The sequence below is a fragment of the Microbacterium sp. NPDC055683 genome, from assembly GCF_053617895.1.
Genome location: NZ_JBSHGQ010000041.1, coordinates 18,621 through 35,332 on the forward strand (window position 1 = coordinate 18,621; position 16,712 = coordinate 35,332).

The following is a 16,712-nucleotide window of genomic DNA, read 5'->3' on the forward strand; positions in this document are numbered from 1 at the left end:
GGTGCGACCAGGTCGCACCCCCTCGCGTGGAGAGATCCGATTACTCGGCTGCGGGCGCGTCGCCCTCTGCGGCCTCGGTCTCCTCGTCGGCGGCCTCGCCGCGCGGCGTGAGGATCGTGAGGACGAGCGTCTCGGCGTCGGCCGCGAGCGTCGCGCCCTTCGGGAGCTCGACGGCGCCGGCGTGGATGGACACGCCGTCCTCGAGTCCCTCGACGGAGACCTCGACGTGCTCGGGGATGTGCGTCGCCTCGACCTCGAGCGACAGCGTCGCCGCCTCGAGGTTGACGATCGTGCCCGAGAACGACTCGCCCACGACCGTGACGGGGACGTCGACCGTGATCTTCTCGCCCTTCTTCACGACGAGGAGGTCGATGTGCTCGATGATCTGGCGCACCGGGTCCTTCTGGACGTCCTTGACGAGCGCGAGCGCGCCCTTGCCCTCGATGTCGAGCGCGAGGAGCGCGTTCGCCTGGCGGACGATGAGCGCCGTCTCGTGGCCCGGCAGGGCGAGGTGGACGGGCTCGGTGCCGTGGCCGTAGAGGACGGCGGGGATCTTGCCGGCGGCACGCAGGCGGCGCGCGAAGCCCTTGCCGAACTCGGTGCGGACGTCGGCCGCGAGCTTGTTCTGATCAGCCATGAGTGTGCTCCCTGATGAGGTCACGCGGCCGAGCGGACCGCATGGAGGTCTGGTGTCTTTCTCGACTCGAACGCAGCGCGTGAGGAGAGCATGGAGCCCGCTTCACCGCGTCGATCACGGATGTCGCAGCGCTCGCGCCGCGTTCTCCCTCGCCGAGGTCGTCGTCCATCCTACCCGACGCGCCCGCCGGGGAGAACCGTCCCGCTCCCAGATGACGGCGTGCGTCAGCGCTGCACGAAGCCCGTCGTCCAGCGGCCCAGGCGCGCATACGCCAGCCGTCGCGCGTCGGGGCGCGACAGGAAGACGTCGTGGAGAGCGCCGTCGATGCGCTCGATCGTCACACTCGGCCCGAGACGCAGCGCCGCGCGCGCGATGTCGTCGACGACGAGGACGGAATCGGCACGCGTGAGGTCGTCGGACCATCGTGTGGGCGTCGCGCTGCGCGCCGACAGGAGCACGCACACCGGCGCCGTGATGGCGAGGCCGCGCGCGACCTGGGCGTGCCCTTCGAGAACGGCGTGCAGCCATCCGGCGTGGACCGTCATGCTCACCTCGGGCCGCCACCGCGGGTCCACGACGACCGGGTCGTCGGGATCGGCCGCCTCCCGCTGCGCGCGGGCGTAGAAGCCGAGGTCGATCTGCGGCGCCGCGTCCATGGGGCGCCAGCGCGCCTGCATCTGCACGACGGGCGCGATGGCGGGGCGGACGGCGCTCAGCTGGAACTCCAGCCACGGGCTGTTGAGCACGAGGGCCGTCGCGACGCCGGGGTGCCGCGCGGCCCACAGGCTGAGGGTCAGGCCGCCCGTCGAATGCCCGACGAGGACGAGGCGACGGCCCGGCCGATCGGCCATCGCCTCGAGCGCTGCCGCGATGTCGGCGTCGTAGACGGCGAGGTCGGAGACGTAGCCGGGCGTCTGGCCGTCACGGAGGCTCCGCCCGTACTTGCGGAGGTCGAGCGCGAAGAACCGCGCGCCGCGCTCCGTCCAGAACCGCGCGAGCCGGGTCTGGAAGAAGTAGTCGGACCATCCGTGGACGTACAGCACGTCGACGTCGTCGAGCGGCCGGCGCACGAGCAGCCGGCGCTCGGGAAGCAGACGGACGAGGGTCGCGACGACGGGGCCCTCTCCGTCCTCGCCCAGCGGCAGCGTGAGCTGGGCGAATCCTCCGCCGAGCACATCGGGCCGCCATCCGTCACGGGACATGGACCGAGGCTAACCCGTCGCCGCTTACGATGGACGGGGCCCCACGGCCATCCGACACCGCACACGAAGGAGCATCCGCCATGATCGACGGCGCACTCGCCTCGCACATCCTCGCCTGGGTCATCGGAGGGGTGTCGATCGTCGCGGCGGTCCTGATCACGGGCGCCTTCTTCACCCTCGGACGCCAGAACTCCTACGACAAGTGACGGACGCCTGACGGCCGGCTCACACCGTCGCGGCGACGCACGTGAGCCGCGAGGCGACTAGCCTGGGGCACGTCCCACTTTTCTCGTGTTCAAGGAGTAGCGCGTGACCGACGCTTCATCGACCCCCGCCAGTGCGAACATCGGGGTCGTTGGCCTCGCCGTGATGGGTTCCAACCTCGCCCGCAACCTCGCCAGCCGCGAGGGAAACACGGTGGCCGTGTTCAACCGCAGCCGCTCGAAGACCGACGAGCTGATCGCGGCCCACCCCGAGGCCGGCTTCATCCCCGCCTTCTCGTACGAGGAGTTCGCGGCATCGCTCTCGAAGCCGCGAACGGCCATCATCATGGTCAAGGCGGGCCGCCCCACCGACGCCGTCATCGACTCGCTCGTCGAGGTCTTCGAGCCGGGCGACATCATCGTGGACGGCGGCAACGCCTACTTCCCCGACACCATCCGCCGCGAGAAGGCCGTCCGCGAGACCGGCATCAACTTCGTCGGCGCCGGCATCTCGGGCGGCGAGGAGGGTGCGCTCACGGGCCCCTCGATCATGCCCGGCGGCTCCGACGAGTCGTGGATCACGCTCGGCCCGATCCTGAAGTCGATCGCCGCCGTCGCCGAGGGCGAGCCGTGCGTCACCCACGTCGGCCACGACGGCGCCGGCCACTTCGTGAAGATGGTGCACAACGGCATCGAGTACGCCGACATGCAGCTCATCGCCGAGGCGTACGACCTCATCCGCCGCGGCACGGGCAAGACCCCCGCCGAGATCGCCGACGTGTTCGCCGAGTGGAACACGGGCGAGCTGGAGTCGTACCTCATCGAGATCACCGCCGAGGTGCTGCGCCAGATCGACGCCGAGACGGGCAAGCCGCTCGTCGACGTCATCCTCGACCAGGCCGGCGCCAAGGGCACGGGCGCCTGGACCGTGCAGACGGCCCTGTCGCTGGGTGTGCCCGTCTCGGGCATCGCCGAGGCCACCTTCGCGCGCTCGCTGTCGTCGCACCCCGAGCAGCGCGCGGTCGCCGCGGCGCTGCCCGGACCCGACGAGGAGTTCCAGGTGGCCGACGCCGACGCGTTCATCGAGGACGTGCGCCAGGCCCTGTTCGCGTCGAAGATCATCGCCTACTCGCAGGGCTTCGACGAGATCCGCGCCGGCGCCGCCGAGTACGGCTGGACGATCGACCTCGGCGCCGTGTCGAAGATCTGGCGCGCGGGCTGCATCATCCGCGCCCAGTTCCTCAACCGCATCGCCGACGCCTACGCCGCCCAGGCCGACCTGCCCGTGCTCGCGACCGCGCCCTACTTCGCCGACGCGCTCACGCGCGGACAGGCGGCATGGCGCCGCGTCGTGATCGCCGCGACGCAGGCGGGCATCCCCTCACCGGCGTTCTCGTCGTCGCTCGCGTACTACGACGGCATCCGCGCCGAGCGCCTGCCCGCCGCCCTCGTGCAGGGCCAGCGCGACTTCTTCGGCGCGCACACCTACAAGCGCATCGACAAGGAAGGCACGTTCCACACGCAGTGGTCCGGCGACCGCACCGAGATCGAGGCCGAAGACACGCACTGACGGTCCGCGCGAGCGAGCCGCCCCGGGATCCGTTCCCGAGGGCGGCTCGCCCCGTTTCGGCTCCGTCGCCGCGCTCCCTCGCTCGACGACCACGCAGGCAGAGCCCCCAGCGGGTCAGAGCGCGGCGTGCCCGACCGGACGGGCGGGCAGGCGCACCTCGAACGTCGTGTCGCCGGGGGCGCTGCGCACCGAGATGGCACCGTGGTGGGCGTCGACGATCGCCTTCGCGATCGACAGGCCGAGGCCCGTGCCGCCGGTCTTCCGGGCACGCGACCTGTCGCCGCGTGCGAAGCGGGTGAAGAGCTCGCGCTGCAGCTCCTCGTCGATGCCGGGGCCGTCGTCGTGCACGGTCAGCACGGCGCGCGTCGCACCGCCCTCTCCCTCGAGACGCAGGCCGAGGGTCACGTGCGTGCCGTCCGGCGTGTGCGTGCGCGCGTTGGCGAGCAGGTTCACGACGACCTGTGTGAGGCGTCCGCGGTCGCCGGCGATGATGACCGGTTCCTCCGGGACGTCGACCGCCCAGTCGTGTCCCGGACCAGCGGCCTGCTGGTCGGCGATCGCCTCGACCGCGAGCTGCGTGAGGTCCACCGCTCCCAGAACGATCTCCTGGCCCTCGTCGAGCCGGGCCAGCAGCAGAAGGTCCTCCACGAGCGACGTCATGCGGATCGACTGGGCCTGGATGCGCTCGAGCGCCTGCTCGGTGTTGTCGGTCAGCTCGGGGTCGCGCAACGACAGCTCGGAGTAGCCGCGGATGGAGGCGAGCGGCGTGCGCAGCTCGTGGCTCGCATCCGCGACGAAGCGCCGCATGAGCTCCTCGTTGCGCTGTCGCGCGTGCAGCGACGTCTCGACGTGATCGAGCAGCGTGTTGAGCGACGCGCCCACCTGCCCGATCTCGGTGCGCGGATCGGCCTGCTCGTGCGGCACGCGCTCCTCGATCGAGACGGCGCCCTGGTCGAGGGGCTGCTCGGCGACCCGGCGAGCGGTCTCCGCGACGGCACGCAGGGGCCGCAGCCCCGTGCGGATGACGAGCATCGTCGCGATGCCGAGCAGGATCATCCCGCCGATCGTCGCGAACAGGACGGTCGTCCACAGCCGGCCGATCGTGCCCTGCACCTCGGCGGTCGGCAGCCCCGCGATGACCGTGACGGGAGACGAGGGGTCGTTCGCGAGGATGCGGTAGGTCCCGACCCCGTCGATCACGACCGTGCCCGATGTGCGGCGGTCGACGAGGTCGATGACGGCGTCGACCTGCGCGTCCGTGAGGGCGACGGGCTGGCGGTCGTCGCCCATGTAGGCGCCGGACGCCCCGCTCACGCTCGTCTCGTAGATGAAGAGGAAACCGGGTGCCACGGGGCGGTCGCGCAGCGCCGACGACGCCGACTCGCCGTTCTGGATGGCTGCGAGGAGCGACTGCTCCACCGCCTGCGACGAGGACTGCACCTCGTCGGTCAGCTGGCTGTCGAGGACGCTGCTCAGGATCACGCTCGTGAGCGTCGTGATGATCGCGAGGATGACCGACACGATGCCCACGACCGTGATCATGAGCCGCGCCTCGAAGCTCAACTTCCGCAGCCCGCGGAGCGGAGCCGGCGCGGCCTCCGCGGCCGCGGCCCCGCTCACTGGGGCGCCTTGATCATGTACCCCGCGCCCCGCACGGTGTGGATGAGCGCGTCGCGGCCCGCGTCGATCTTCTTCCGGAGGTAGGAGATGTAGAGCTCCACGACGCTCGACTTGCCGCCGAAGTCGTAGTGCCAGACGCGGTCGAGGATCTGCGCCTTCGACAGCACGCGGCGCTGATTGCGCATGAGGTAGCGCAGCAGCTCGAACTCGGTCGCGGTGAGCTCGATGGACTGGCCCGCGCGCTCCACCTCGTGGCTGTCCTCGTTGAGCGTGAGGTCGGCGACGCGCAGGATCGGCTCCTCGTCGGCGGCGAGGGCGGTGCCGGCCCGGCGCATGAGCGCGCGCAGGCGGGCGACGACCTCCTCGAGGCTGAACGGCTTGGTGACGTAGTCGTCGCCGCCCGCCGTGAGGCCGGCGACGCGGTCGGTGACGGAGTCCTTGGCCGTCAGGAAGAGGACGGGCACGTCGTTCTCGTTCTGGCGCAGGCGCTGGAGCACGCCCATCCCGTCGAGGTCGGGCATCATGACGTCGAGCACGAGGGCGTCCGGGTCGAAGTCGCGCACGGCCTGCAGCGCCTCGAAGCCGCTGCCCGCCGAGCGGACCTCCCAGCCCTCCATGCGGAGCGCCATGGAGAGCAGGTCGGTGAGCATCTGCTCGTCGTCGACGACGAGCACGCGCACGGGCGAGCCGTCGGGACGTGTCAGGGCGGGCGAGGGGGTGCGGGCGGTCGTCGTCATGGCTCTCATTGTGCGCCCCTTCCTATGCGCTTGCTATGGCGGGGGCTATGCGCGCGCTGTGAGTCCTCGCTCCCGTTCATAAACCGCTCATAACCTCCGCACATGCACGCCATGAGCGGCGTCCCTACGGTCGACCTCGGCCGCTCGCCGGGAGCGGCGAAAAGGGAGACCCATGTTCGGAACCTACCTGCGACGAGAACTCGCGGGCCGCAAGAAGCAGACGATCATCGTCGCAGCAGGGCTCGCGATCGCCATCGCGCTCGTGATCATCGTCAACGCGCTGTCAGCCGGCGTGCGCGACGCGCAGAACCAGGCGCTCGAGTCCGTCTACGGAGTCGGCACCGACCTCACCGTGACCGGCGCGGCCGCCGAGCCCGGAGAGGGCGGCGGCCAGCGCTTCGAGTTCGGCGAGGACGACGGAGCCACAGCCGACGACGGCACGACCGAGGTCAGCCAGTCGCGCCTCACGACCGAGATGGGGCGCTCCACGCTGGAGTCGTCGGTCGTCGACACCGCGTCGGGCGCCGACGGCGTCTCCGCCGTCTCCGGTGCGCTCGCCCTCACGAACGTCACCTTCGACGGCGAGCTCCCGAGCGCGCCGACCGACTCGACCGACACGGGAGACACGACGCAGACGGCGCCGTCCGAGGGCGAGATGCCGCAGGGCGGCGGAGGGGGCTTCGGCGGCGGCTCGTTCGACCTGAACTCGATCAGCGTGCTGGGCGTCGACGACGCCGCATCGACGGTCGGACCGCTCTCCTCGGTCGAGCTCTCCGACGGACGGGCGCTCGCGTCGGACGACGCGGGATCGTACGTCGCCGTCGTCGACGCGACCTACGCGTCCACCAACGAGCTCGCCGTCGGCGACACCGTCGAGCTCGGCGGCGAGGAGTTCGAGATCGTCGGCATCGTGGCCTCCACGTCGGACTCGGCCGACACCGCCGCCGACGTCTTCATCCCCCTCGACGTCGCGCAGGACCTCTCCGGTGCGGGCGACGTCGTCTCGACCGTGTACGTGCAGGCCGCGTCGGCCGGCGACATCGCGACCGTGCAGACCGCCCTCGAGGACGAGCTGCCCGACGCGACCGTGAGCTCGCAGTCCGACCTCGCCTCGACGGTGTCCGGTTCGCTGTCGAGCGCGTCGAGCCTCATCACGAGCCTCGGCACGTGGCTGTCGGTCATCGTGCTCGCCGTCGCCGTTCTGCTCGCCGTGCTGTTCACGATCTCGGGCGTCTCGCGCCGCACGCGGGAGTTCGGAACGCTCAAGGCCATCGGCTGGACCAACGGCCGGGTCGTCCGCCAGGTCGCCGGGGAGTCGGTCGTGCAGGGGCTCATCGGCGGGGCCGTGGGCGTCGCGCTCGGCGTCATCGGCGCCGTCATCATCAATGTCGTGCAGCCGACCATCTCGACGGCATCCACCGCGACGGCCGCAGGGCCTGGCGGCGAGGCCGGCATGGGCGGCATGGGCGGCGGCTTCGGCGCCATGGCCGAGACGGCGAGTGACATCACGCTCTCGGCGCCGCTCGACGCGACCATCATCATCATCGCGGTGGCGCTCGCCGTCGCGGGCGGGCTCGTGGCCGGCGCGATCGGCGGATGGCGGGCCGCTCGGCTGAGCCCCGCCGAGGCGCTGCGCTCGGTCGGCTGAGCGCGGACAGGACAAGGAGAACATCATGACCACGCTGTATGCGCTCGAGGGCGTCCAGAAGACGTACACCGCGAAGGGCCGGGAGGTCCGTGCGCTCAAGAACGTCGACCTCGAGATCGAGCAGGGCGACTTCGTCACCATCCAGGGGCCGACCGGCGGCGGCAAGTCGACGCTCCTGCAGCTCCTGGGCGCCCTCGACACGCCGACCAAGGGCGCGATCTCGATCGCGGGCGCCTCGCTCGCGTCGGCCTCGGCGAAGGATCTCGGAAGGCTGCGCGCTGGTGAGATCGGGTTCGTGTTCCAGGGCTTCAACCTCATCCCGACGCTCACCGCCAAGGAGAACGTAGCGATGGGGCTCGAGCCGCTCGGGCTCGCGAAGGAGGAGCGCGACGCCCGGGTCGCCGAGGCGCTCGCGCACGTCGGGCTCTCCGAGCGCGCCGACCACCTGCCGACCGAGCTGTCGGGCGGCCAGCAGCAGCGCGTCGCCATCGCACGGGCGATCGCGAAGCAGCCGAAGGTGCTGCTCGCCGATGAGCCGACGGGCAACCTCGACGAGCACACGCGCGACGAGATCATGGATCTGCTCGAGCGGCTCAACGCGGAGGGGCTCACGCTCATCCTCGTGACGCACGACTCGGCCGTCGCGCGCCGTGCACGTCGCCGTCTGCGGCTCGACCACGGCACGGTGACCGACATCACCCGGCGCTGACCGACCCCGCTCCGCCGCCCGGCGGCGCGCCCTCCCCCGGGCGCGCCGCCGGGCTTCTCGCGTCGCCCGGCTCGCCGGCGTCGGGCGTGCGGCTCACGGGCGCGCGGCCCACGGGCGCACCGACGGTTCACGGGCGCACGGACGGTTCGGCCGTGCGTTGCACGGCCGCCGCGCGCGTTTCGGTGCCGACTGTGCACGCGGGTGCGGCTGGCGCCGTCCGGTGCGTGTGCACCACGCATCGTCGTGCGGCGAGCGCAGTGCCACGCACCGCGCGCATTCCGGCCCCGGCTCGTCGGCGACGCCCACACGGCTCACGGCGCGCACGGGCGTGCACTGCAGCGGTCGCCGCGCGTTTCGGTGCCGGCTGTGCACACGGGTGCGACTCGCGCCGCCCGGTGCGTGTGCACCACGCACCGACGTGCACCGAGTGCAGTGCCATGCACCGCGCGCATCCGGCCCGGCTCGTCAGCGGCACCCGCGCGGCCCACGGCGCGCACGCACGCGCGCGGGACCGATCAGTACCCGGCGAAGGCGTCGGTCGTGAGCGAGCGGGCGCGCGCGAGCGCGGGTGCGAGATCCGCGATGAGCGCGGGCGGGCCCGAGACGTAGGCGCGCCGCGCCGCGAGGTCGGGCACGGCCTCCCCCAGGCCGTCTGGCGTGAGCCGGCCACCGCCCCACCACGACCAGTGCGCGGGCAGCGCCGAGGGTTCATCCGGCGTGCACACGACCGTGCGCACGCCGGTGTCCTCGAGCTCAGCGCGATACGGGAGCTCCGCCGCGCTCGACGCGACGAGCACGAGCACGATGTCGCGCCGCTCTCCGGCGAGCTGCAGGTGGCGCAGCTGCGAGACGAACGGCGTCACGCCGATGCCCGCCGCGACCATCAGCACGGGTGCGTCTGCCGAACGCGGCAGCACGAAATCCCCCCAGACGCCCGTCACGGCGAGCACATCGCCCTCCGCGGCCTCCGCGAGCGCGCGCTTGTAGCTCGACAGGGTCTGCGCGCGGCCCTCGCGGAACGCGATGCGGATCGTCGGGAGCTCCTCCGGCGCCGACGAGACCGAGAACTCGCGCCGTGTGCCGCGCGCGTCGGGCCGGCGATGCGGCACGTCGAGCTCGAGATACTGACCGGGCTCGAACGCGACAGGGCGCACCGCGGTGAACGAGAGCTCCTGCACCGTCGGCGTCAGCGCACGACGCCGGTCGAGGGTGAGACGCACGGAACGCCGCGCGGCGAAGGCGAACGCCAGGAGGTTGCCGATGAGCAGGGCGCGCTCCTGGCCGAGCGTGACGATCCCGAGCGGGATGGGCCATCCCGCGAGCAGGCCGACGACGACGGCGACGAGGTACTGCTGGCGGCGGCGCGGTGGCAGGGTGAGCGGCTCGGAGAGCATGAAGGCGCCGAGGAACAGGTATGGCGACTGCACGATGACGCCCTGGAGGAGGGTCTCGAGCGGCGTCGAGACGCCCGCGGCGTAGAGCTGCACGATCGCCCTCGTGGTGCCGACGACGACGGCCACCGCGAGGAACAGCGCCACGACCCGGAGCTTCTCGGTGCGCCAGAGCACGAGCAGCGCGAGAAGCGCCAGCGGGGCGAAGAGGGCGGGCGTCCCCACCCACCACGCCGAGCCGCCGAACGTCGACAGCGTGGCGACGGAGGCGCCGACCGCGGCCGGGTTCAGGATGTGCCTGCCGCGCCACACGATGAGGTACTTCGACAGCGCGGCCGCCGCGGCGGCGATGGCGGCCCCGGCGAGGGTCGGCACGTCGAGACCGGGCCGCACGACGAAGAGCAGGATGCCCGAGGTGATGAGCGTCGACTCGACGCGCCACGGCGTGCCGATCACGCGATGCGCGATCGCGTCGACCGCCGAGCCCACGACGACGAGCACGGCGGCGGTCGCGACGAGCGCGCCGGGGGTGGGCAGCACGAGCCCGGCGAACGACAGGGCGAACGCGATGACGGCGAGCACGGCGAGCGCGAGCAGCACGAGCCGGTACATCGAGAGGCGCCCGAGGACGCGCATGCCGCGCTGGTACGCCGCCGTGAGTGATCCGATCATGTGAAGATCTCCGCTCCTCCCCGCGCCGTGCGGGCTCCGAGTGACCATTCTGCGCGTCCGTCCGACAGCACGCGCACCCACTCGACATCGTGGGCATGGGCGAACGCGGGGCCGCCGTCGAAGAACAGGGCCGTCGCCGCGGCATCCGCCGTCATGGCCGTCGGCGCGATCGCCCACGTCGCGACGACGGTGCGAACGGGGAGGCCTGTGCGCGCGTCCAGCACGTGATGCAAGCCGTCGCCCCATGCGCGACGGTTGGCCGCCGACGCGCACAGCGCCTCGTCGGCGATCGTCACGACGCCGATCGCGCGTCGTGCGTCGTAGGGGTGCTCGAGCGCGATGCGCTGCCGCTGTCCGCGTGCGCGGATGTCGCCGCTCGCGTCGACGACCACGTCGCCCTCGATCATCCCGGCCACGATGTCGACGAGGCGTCCCTTGCCCAGGGCGCCCACGTCGACGACGGCAGGTCCGCGCAGGCGCAGCCGCCCGCCATCCCACGCGAGCCGTTCGCGCCAGTCGGCGGGCGCCGGCTCCGCGTCGCCCGCGCGGAGCGAGTAGGCGCGGTCGTAGCCGAGACGCTCGAGCGAGCGGCCAACGAGCGGGTTCACGGCGCCGTCCGTGGCGTCGGACAGCTCCGCGTAGAGCGCGAGCATGTCGGCGGCGTCGGCGGGGGCTGCGGTCTCCCCTCCCGCCTCACCGAGACGAGACACGACCGAGTCGGCGCGGAACCGCGACCACTCCGCGTCGAACGCGGCGACGGCGCGGGCGATCTGCTCGCGCGCGCCGTCACCGAGGGGGCGGGGCGTCTCGATCTCCCACGACGTGCCGATGGCGTCGAAGCGCCATGCGGCCGTCACGTCAGGCCGCCGCGTCCTGCATGATCTGCTCTATCGCGGCGTTGAACCCGCCGCTCGTGAGGGAGGATCCCGCGACGCGGCTCACCGACAGCTCGTCGATGTCGACCCCCACGACCTCGTCGGCGATCCCGTCGATGAACTGCGACTGGTAGCGCTGGCTCTCGGCGGCCTGCGGGTCGCCCGTCACCTCCACGGACGTGACGATGTCGTCCTCGAGCGTCACGGTGACGGTCACCGTCTCGACGGACTCGGGCGTCTGGTACGAGCCCTCGGCCGTGTAGGTGCCGTCGACGTAGGTCGAGCCCGTGCCGGACGTCTCGGTGCTCTCGGTGGACTCCGTCGTCGACGCATCCGTCGTGTCGGATGTCGCGGTGTCGTCGGTGGACGCTCCCACCGTCACGGCGCCGCAGCCGGCGAGGGCGATCATCCCGGCGACTCCCGCGAGGGCGGCGCCGGTGCGTGCGGATCGGATCATGTCGGTCCTCTCATCGGTGCCGCGCTCCGCGGCCATGAGGCAACCTCACCATCGATCCATGCGGACCGGCGGTGGCCCTCCTATGAGTCCGCTGTGATCAGGCGGCGCCGTCGAACATGCTCGTGACGGATCCGTCGTCGAACACCTCGCGGATGGCACGGGCGAGGAGCGGAGCGGCCGACAGGACCGTGAGCTTCTCGAAGCGGCGCTCCTCGGGGATCGGCACGGTGTCGGTCACGACGACGCGGTCGATGGCGTCGTCCTGCAGGCGCTCGGTCGCGGGGTCGCTGAAGATCGCGTGCGTCGCGCCCACGATGACCTTCTTCGCGCCGTTCGCCTTGAGTGCCTGCGCGGCCTTCACGATCGTGCCCGCCGTGTCGATCATGTCGTCGACGAGCAGGCACGTGCGGCCCGCGACCTCGCCGACGATCTCGTGCACGGACACCTGGTTGGCGACCTTCGGGTCGCGGCGCTTGTGGATGATCGCGAGCGGCGCGTCGAGGCTGTCCGACCAGGTGTCGGCCACCCGGACGCGGCCCATGTCGGGCGAGACGACCGTGAGGGTCGCGCGCTCCTCGGGCGTGAGCGTCTCCCGGAAGTGCCCGAGCAGGACCGGCTTGGCGAACAGGTGGTCGACGGGGCCGTCGAAGAAGCCCTGGATCTGGGAGGCGTGCAGGTCGACGCTCATGATGCGGTCGGCGCCGGCCGTCGCGATGAGGTCGGTGACGAGGCGCGCCGAGATCGGCTCGCGGCCGCGCCCCTTCTTGTCCTGGCGCGAGTAGGGGTAGTACGGCACGACGACGGTGACGCGCTTGGCCGACGCGCGCTTGAGCGCGTCCAGCATGATGAGCATCTCCATGAGCTCCTCGTTGACGTTCTGGTCGAACGACTGGATGAGGAACACGTCGGTGCCGCGCATCGAGACCTCGAAGCGCGTGTAGATCTCGCCCGAGGCGAAGGTGCGGTGCTCCGTCGGGGCGATCTCGATGCCGAGGTGCTCGCCCACCGCCTGCGCGAGCTCGGGGTGGGAGCGTCCGGCCACCACCACGAGGCGCTTCTTCGTCTTCGCGATGACGCCGGGGGCGATGCCCTTCGCGAGGTCGAGGTCAATGGTCTTCTTCGTGCGCGCCATCGGCTGCTTTCTCCACCGCTCCGGCCTTCGCCGCGGCTTCCGCCGCCGCTGAGCCCGCCCTGTTGGTCTCGACCCACCCCGCGATGTTCCGCTGAGGTGCCACGCTCAGAGCGAGGGCGCCTGCCGGCACATCCTTGCGGATGACCGCGCCCGCTCCCGTCTTCGCGCCGTCGCCCAGTCTAACCGGGGCGACGAAGACGTTGTGCGAGCCCGTGTGCACCTGGTCGCCGATGACGGTGCGGTGCTTGGCGACGTCGTCGTAGTTCGCCGTGATGGCGCCTGCCCCCAGGTTCACGCCGCGGCCGATCGTCGTGTCGCCGACGTACGACAGGTGCGGGACCTTGGAGCCCTCGCCGACCGTGGAGTTCTTCACCTCCACGAAGGTGCCGACCTTGGCGCCCTCTGCGAGCTCGGCGCCCGGGCGGAGGAACGCGAACGGGCCGACCGTGGCGCGGGGTCCGATGACGGCGAGGGTGGCGTCGGTGCGGCGCACGACGGCCTCCTCCCCCACCTCGCAGTCGACGAGCGACGTGTCGGGCCCGATCGTGGCGCCCTCGCCGACGCTCGTGGCCCCGAGCACGAAGGTGTTGGGCAGCACCGTGACGTCGGAAGCGAGCGATGCCGTGTCGTCGATCCACGTCGTCGCGGGGTCGAGGATGGTCGCGCCCTCGAGCTGCCAGCGGCGCACGACACGGGCGTTGAGGATGGCCGCGGCCTCCGCGAGCTGGACGCGGTCGTTCACCCCGAGGGCGATGCGCGCGTCGGGGGCCGTCGTCGCGGCGACCGCCGCGCCGGCTTCGCGCAGCAGGCGGACGACGTCGGTGAGGTACATCTCGCCCTGCGCGTTGTCGGTGCCGACGCGGGCGAGCTGGGCGCGCAGCGACGGGGCGCGGAAGACGTAGACGCCGGCGTTGATCTCGGCCACGGCGGCCTCGGCCTCGTCGGCGTCCTTCTGCTCGACGATGCGCGCCACGGTGCCGTCGGGGTCGCGGATGACGCGTCCGTAGCCGGTGGGGTCGTCGAGCGTCGCGCTGAGGATGGTCGCCTCGGCTCCCGTGCGCCGGTGCGCGTCGATGAGGGCGGCGAGGGTGTCGGCGTCGAGGAGGGGGACGTCGCCGCTCAGCACGAGAACGTCGCCCGCGAACGCGGTGGGCAGGGCTTCGACGGCGACCTGCACGGCGCGGCCCGTGCCGGGGATGTCGTCCTGGTCGACGGGCTCCACTCCGGGGAAGTCGGCGATCGCCTCGACGACGCGGTCGCGTTCGTGGCGCACGACGACGCGCGTCACGACGGCGTCGAGCTGCTGCGCCGTGTGCAGCACGTGCCCCACGAGCGGCCGCCCTCCGATGCAATGCAGCACCTTGGGCAGCTTCGACTTCATCCGGGTCCCCTGGCCTGCCGCCAGGATGACGATCGCCAGCTCGGTCTGTGTCACGTCGTTCTCCGTCACGCTCCGCCACCAGGATTCGAACCTGGTCCTCACAGCTCCAAAGGCTGTCGTGCTGCCGTTACACCATGGCGGACCGCGGCCCGTCGGCCGCCCGTCAAGTCTGCCACGACCATCCGCTCGGGCCGGGGACCCATAGGAGATACTGGTCGGATGGCCACGGACACCGACGAAGTCGACCGCATCGTCGGCGCGTGGGCGACGCAGCGACCCGACCTCGACTTCTCGCCGATGGAGGTGCTCTCGCGCGTCGACCGGCTGTCGCGGCATCTCGACCGCGCTCGGCGGGAGGCATTCAGCCGCACCGACATCGAGCCGTGGGAGTGGGATGTGCTGTCGGCGCTGCGGCGCGCAGGCGCGCCGTACCAGCTCAGCCCGAAGCAGCTGCTGCTGCAGACGCTCGTGTCGAGCGGCACGATGACGAACCGCATCGACCGGCTCGTGACGCGCGGCTTCGTGCGGCGCGAGTCAGACCCGGCGGATGGGCGGAGCGTGCTCGTGACCCTGACCGACGACGGGCGCGTGCGGGTCGATGCCGCGATCACACGGCTGATGGATGCGGAGGCGGAGCTGCTCGGACGGCTGTCGGCGTCGGAGCGCTCGCGGCTCGCGGCTCTGCTGCGCCGCCTGAGCCTGAGCTTCGACGGCGCCGGCTGATCACGCGGCCATCGCGAGCCGTCGTCCGTGAGCACGAGGGGCGCGCTGCTGACGCGGCGGCGGGAGCGTCTCGCGGAGAAGCTCGCCTGGTACGACGCGCAGCTCAGCGCGCCGCCCACGCCGTGAAGACGCTCTGCACCTCGTCGAAGAACGCGCTCTTCGCGCGCGTGTAGTCGTCGTAGTCGGGCTTGCCGGCGTTCTCGGCGGAGAGCCGCAGCTTCAGGGCCTCGTAGCGGGCGCGTGCCTCCGGATTCGCGCGCAGCCAGTCGCGGAACCAGATCGTATAGCGGCCCCAGGGCGAGTCGATCCGCCGGATGTGGAGGATGGCGGGGACGTCGGCGCTCGTGAGGAGACGCTTGTGCCAGACCTCGTCAGCGACGGCCTCGTCGCCGCGCGGGACGTCGCGGGTCACGCCGGGAGAGTCCGGCCGGGAGCCGCGGGCCATCCGATACCCGAGCGGCTCGAGCCTGGCGACGAGCGCCCGCTCGTCGGGGAGGGTTCCGATGCGCACCTGGAGGTCGATGAACGGCTTGGCGCGGAGGCCGGGGACGGAGGTCGAGCCGATGTGGTCGAACTCCGCGGGGCCGAGTCCGTCGAGCGCGGCCGAGATGCGCGCGAGCTCGCCGGCGGCGATGGTCGGCCATGCGGGATCGTGCGGACGGAGCTCGGCGGGGTTCGGCGACGGCATGCTGCGGACCATAGCGCGCGTCGTCTGTCGGCATGCTCGACGACGCGCGTCTCACGGCGATGGCGGAGGGGATCGCTGGCGTGCCCGGGGTGGTGGCGGCCTCGCCCGGCGGCAGTCGCGCACGCGGCACGCACCGCCCCGGTTCGGACGTCGATCTCGGCGTCGGCTACCGGGAGGACGCGCTCGATGTCGCTGGTCTCGCGGCGCTCGCGGCACGATGGTCGGAGGGCGACTCGCCCCTCGCGGCACCGGGCGGGTGGGGGCCATGGGTCGACGGCGGTGCGTGGCTGCGCGTCGACGGAACCCCTGTCGACTGGATCCTGCGGGACGCGGACCGCGTCGACGAGCAGTGTGCGCGGGCGCAGCAGGGGCTGTTCGCCTTCCATCTTCGTCTGGTTGTGCTGCACACACGCCGCGCTGCTGATCGCGCACGGATGGCATGCGGTCGCCGGCGCGTGGGTGGTCAACGAGAAGGGCACGGTGCTCGACGCCGAGCGGCTCCTTCTCGAGACGCACGGCTTCTCCGCCGCGGCAACGGCAGCACTGGCATCGGGCGGGGCGGCTCCGGAGGAGCTTCTCGCGATGATCGCCGCGGTGAGGGCGCTGCCGCGACCGCTCGCCTGAGCGGGGTGTCCCGACTCCGCGGCACGTCGGCAGCCGCGCTCTCAAGACGAGTGATGCTGGTCATGCAGCGCATACCTCGCCGCCTGCGAGCGGATGTTCGTCTCGGTCGTTCCGTGGGTCGGGGTGCCATCCCGGTGGGGGTTGGTCGGTGAGGCCGTTCTCGTACTCCCACAGCCAGTTGTCGTCGAGGTCTGCCTGTGTGATCGGCGCGTATTCCCACTCCGGTATGCACGGAGTCGGCGGGTGCGGCGCGTGAGCGGCGGTATGCGCGGTCTGCGGGGGTGGGGTGGTCGCGTACTCGTGCCCGAGGGGGCTGGTCCACACGATCACCCCGGGTTCGGGTTGCTCGATGCGCCACGGGGAGTGGTGTCGGAGTTGGTGGTGGGCCCGGCAGAGGGCGGAGAGGTTGCCGGCGCAGGTGGGGCCGCCTCGTTCCCATTCCC

Annotated in this window: 16 protein-coding genes, 1 tRNA gene and 1 pseudogene; 7 read left to right on the plus strand and 11 right to left on the minus strand. The window is 72.0% G+C overall.

Going from position 1 to position 16,712, the window contains the following annotated elements; translation table 11 throughout:
* Positions 1-40 precede the first annotated feature (40 nt).
* Both ACWGPF_RS14300 and ACWGPF_RS14305 read right to left on the minus strand, forming a co-directional pair.
* Positions 41-637: a 50S ribosomal protein L25/general stress protein Ctc gene (locus ACWGPF_RS14300; protein WP_452333426.1), complete on the minus strand. Its 597-nt coding sequence runs from the start codon at positions 635-637 to the stop codon at positions 41-43.
* Positions 638-861: 224 nt separating this feature from the next.
* Complete coding sequence (locus ACWGPF_RS14305) at positions 862-1,839, minus strand: alpha/beta hydrolase (RefSeq protein ID WP_452333427.1); 978 nt, start codon at positions 1,837-1,839, stop codon at positions 862-864.
* Positions 1,840-1,919: 80 nt separating this feature from the next.
* On the opposite strand from ACWGPF_RS14305, the gene ACWGPF_RS14310 reads away from it, so the two are divergent.
* Entirely contained in the window at positions 1,920-2,045 is a 126-nt protein-coding gene (locus tag ACWGPF_RS14310) for a hypothetical protein (RefSeq protein WP_345436462.1), read from the plus strand.
* Positions 2,046-2,148: 103 nt separating this feature from the next.
* Positions 2,149-3,612, plus strand: coding sequence for an NADP-dependent phosphogluconate dehydrogenase (gndA, locus tag ACWGPF_RS14315; RefSeq protein ID WP_452333428.1), 1,464 nt, complete (start codon positions 2,149-2,151; stop codon positions 3,610-3,612).
* A 114-nt stretch (positions 3,613-3,726) separates the two neighbouring features.
* Here the strand turns inward: gndA and ACWGPF_RS14320 are convergent, their stop codons facing one another.
* Positions 3,727-5,232 (minus strand): sensor histidine kinase, encoded by a 1,506-nt coding sequence (locus ACWGPF_RS14320; RefSeq protein ID WP_452333429.1) that lies wholly within the window; start codon positions 5,230-5,232, stop codon positions 3,727-3,729.
* Positions 5,229-5,969 carry a response regulator transcription factor gene (locus ACWGPF_RS14325; RefSeq protein ID WP_345436468.1) on the minus strand — a complete coding sequence of 247 codons (741 nt, stop codon included), beginning with the start codon at positions 5,967-5,969 and terminating at the stop codon, positions 5,229-5,231. Before ACWGPF_RS14325 ends, ACWGPF_RS14320 begins: the two co-directional genes overlap by 4 nt.
* Before the next feature lie 172 nt (positions 5,970-6,141).
* On the opposite strand from ACWGPF_RS14325, the gene ACWGPF_RS14330 reads away from it, so the two are divergent.
* Complete coding sequence (locus tag ACWGPF_RS14330) at positions 6,142-7,617, plus strand: ABC transporter permease (protein ID WP_452333430.1); 1,476 nt, start codon at positions 6,142-6,144, stop codon at positions 7,615-7,617.
* 25 nt (positions 7,618-7,642) lie between these two features.
* Positions 7,643-8,326: an ABC transporter ATP-binding protein gene (locus ACWGPF_RS14335; protein WP_452333431.1), complete on the plus strand. Its 684-nt coding sequence runs from the start codon at positions 7,643-7,645 to the stop codon at positions 8,324-8,326.
* Between the two features lie 515 nt (positions 8,327-8,841).
* Here the strand turns inward: ACWGPF_RS14335 and ACWGPF_RS14340 are convergent.
* The 6 genes from ACWGPF_RS14340 to ACWGPF_RS14365 all read right to left on the minus strand — a co-directional run bounded on the left by ACWGPF_RS14340 (position 8,842) and on the right by ACWGPF_RS14365 (position 14,376).
* Positions 8,842-10,389 (minus strand): FAD-dependent oxidoreductase, encoded by a 1,548-nt coding sequence (locus ACWGPF_RS14340; RefSeq protein WP_452333432.1) that lies wholly within the window; start codon positions 10,387-10,389, stop codon positions 8,842-8,844.
* Positions 10,386-11,246, minus strand: a complete 861-nt coding sequence (locus tag ACWGPF_RS14345) for an FAD:protein FMN transferase (RefSeq protein ID WP_452333433.1) — start codon at positions 11,244-11,246, stop codon at positions 10,386-10,388. Before ACWGPF_RS14345 ends, ACWGPF_RS14340 begins: the two co-directional genes overlap by 4 nt.
* A gap of 1 nt (position 11,247) precedes the next feature.
* Positions 11,248-11,721, minus strand: a complete 474-nt coding sequence (locus tag ACWGPF_RS14350; protein ID WP_452333434.1) for a hypothetical protein — start codon at positions 11,719-11,721, stop codon at positions 11,248-11,250.
* Positions 11,722-11,818: 97 nt separating this feature from the next.
* Complete coding sequence (locus tag ACWGPF_RS14355; RefSeq protein ID WP_345436480.1) at positions 11,819-12,853, minus strand: ribose-phosphate diphosphokinase; 1,035 nt, start codon at positions 12,851-12,853, stop codon at positions 11,819-11,821.
* Positions 12,828-14,288 (minus strand): bifunctional UDP-N-acetylglucosamine diphosphorylase/glucosamine-1-phosphate N-acetyltransferase GlmU, encoded by a 1,461-nt coding sequence (gene glmU, locus ACWGPF_RS14360; RefSeq protein WP_452333435.1) that lies wholly within the window; start codon positions 14,286-14,288, stop codon positions 12,828-12,830. Before glmU ends, ACWGPF_RS14355 begins: the two co-directional genes overlap by 26 nt.
* A 16-nt stretch (positions 14,289-14,304) precedes the next feature.
* Positions 14,305-14,376: transfer RNA gene (locus ACWGPF_RS14365), tRNA-Gln, on the minus strand.
* A gap of 77 nt (positions 14,377-14,453) precedes the next feature.
* Here ACWGPF_RS14365 and ACWGPF_RS14370 point away from each other — a divergent pair.
* A complete protein-coding gene (locus ACWGPF_RS14370; protein ID WP_452333436.1) occupies positions 14,454-14,957 on the plus strand; it encodes a MarR family winged helix-turn-helix transcriptional regulator in 504 nt (167 codons plus the stop codon).
* A gap of 103 nt (positions 14,958-15,060) precedes the next feature.
* Here ACWGPF_RS14370 and ACWGPF_RS14375 read toward each other — a convergent pair whose 3' ends face one another.
* A complete protein-coding gene (locus tag ACWGPF_RS14375; protein ID WP_452333437.1) occupies positions 15,061-15,645 on the minus strand; it encodes a GrpB family protein in 585 nt (194 codons plus the stop codon).
* Positions 15,646-15,704: 59 nt separating this feature from the next.
* On the opposite strand from ACWGPF_RS14375, the pseudogene ACWGPF_RS14380 reads away from it, so the two are divergent.
* A pseudogene (locus ACWGPF_RS14380) lies at positions 15,705-15,812 on the plus strand (nucleotidyltransferase domain-containing protein); the annotation flags it as partial.
* A 229-nt stretch (positions 15,813-16,041) separates the two neighbouring features.
* The gene (locus tag ACWGPF_RS14385; RefSeq protein ID WP_452333439.1) at positions 16,042-16,269 is read left to right on the plus strand and encodes a hypothetical protein; all 228 of its coding nucleotides are present in this window, start codon (positions 16,042-16,044) and stop codon (positions 16,267-16,269) included.
* Positions 16,270-16,712: the final 443 nt, after the last annotated feature.